Below are 1,453 nucleotides of genomic sequence, written 5' to 3' on the forward strand. Positions count from 1 at the left end.
TTTTTCCAGCTGTTTAATGAAGCTAAGGAAGCAATTAATCAGGTGACTGGTTTATCCCCCGAATTCATTGGCACAAGGGAAGTGACACAAGCGGGTATTTTGGAGGCACAACGACGCCAATCCAGTTTAAATCTGCTTGCTTGTCTGTTTGATGGCTTACGTTTGTATCGCAAGCGGCAAGGTAAGATTATTTTACACCTTATACAGAATTATTTGTCTGATGGTCGTTTGGTACGGATATCTGGTGAGGAGAATGCGCAATATATTCCATTGACGCGTGAAGAAGTAACGAGTGTTGAGTATGACATTGTTGTTGATGATGCGCCAACCAGCCCGAATGAGAAAGAGCGCACCTTCGGTATCATCACACAGCTTCTTCCATTGCTCCAAAATGCCATTACACCGGATATTATGCTTGATCTACTTCGTTATTCTCCATTGCCGGCGTCATTGCTTAATCGTGTCAGTGAGAAGTTCCAACAGCAACAAATGGCACAACAACAGCAGATGGACCCCGAGCAGGAAATGAAGTTGCAGGAAAAGCAACAAGACTTAGAGACGAAAGCACAGATGCATCAGATGGATTTGCAACAAAAGCAGATTGATCTGTTTATGCGTCAAAAGAAAGCGGAATTAGAAGCAGAAATGATGCAACAGCGCCATGACATTGAACGGCAGAAGCTTCTCAATACTCAGGCACACAATCAGATCATGCGAGAGCGAATAGCATTACACAGAGGTATGCATAGTTAAGAGAGGTGAAAGAATGAATGCAGAAATGAATGAAGGTATGAATGAAGATTACAGAGTTGGAGCACCGGTCTTTGATGATGAGAGCTCTTTTGATGCTGGCACTTATGATGGTGAAACGATTGATAATGATGACATTACGTCTCCAGAGCCGGTTTTAGAGACCGTTGAAAAGCCTTCAGAGATTGTTCCTAGTATAGAACAGCAGCGTATGGAGCAACAAGCCAAACAAGCTCGTGAAGCGCTTGTCAAGCTTTATGAACCCCAATCCCAGACGCCAATGGTTGAAGGTGAAAATGCACCCCCAGACCCTACACAAGACATTATTGGTTATATGGGTTGGATAGGAAAAAAGATTCGAGAGCAGGATGCGTATATTAGGGAACAGAAAGAAGCGCTAAGACAAGCTGAGGAACAGCAGCAGCATGATATACGTCTTGGTCAGTTTTTCAACAATTCTGTTAAGTCGTTTCAAAATAAATCCAGTGATTTTGGTGATGCGGCAAATTTTCTTTATGAGAAGCGTGCGAAGGAATTGAGTTCTTGGTCGTCACTTTATCCTGAGTATGCAGATCCAAACACAATTTCTGAGATCATAAGGAATGAATTGCGTACGATTGTAGCGACTTGTGCACAAAGAGATCTCAATCCGGCAGAAGAGATTTATAGAATAGCGCAAAATCTTGGCTATCAGAACCAAGCA

General features: G+C 42.7%; 1 protein-coding gene and 1 pseudogene. Both read left to right on the top strand.

Features of this window, described 5'->3' with window-relative positions; genetic code table 11:
- Positions 1 to 753 (top strand): annotated as a pseudogene (locus ACFIK8_RS09165) (phage portal protein); the annotation flags it as partial.
- Positions 754 to 766: 13 nt separating this feature from the next.
- A partial coding sequence (locus ACFIK8_RS09170; protein ID WP_375669242.1) for a hypothetical protein occupies positions 767 to 1,453 on the top strand: 687 nt, incomplete at its 3' end.

Source organism: Bartonella sp. MR168JLCBS (genome assembly GCF_042194175.1).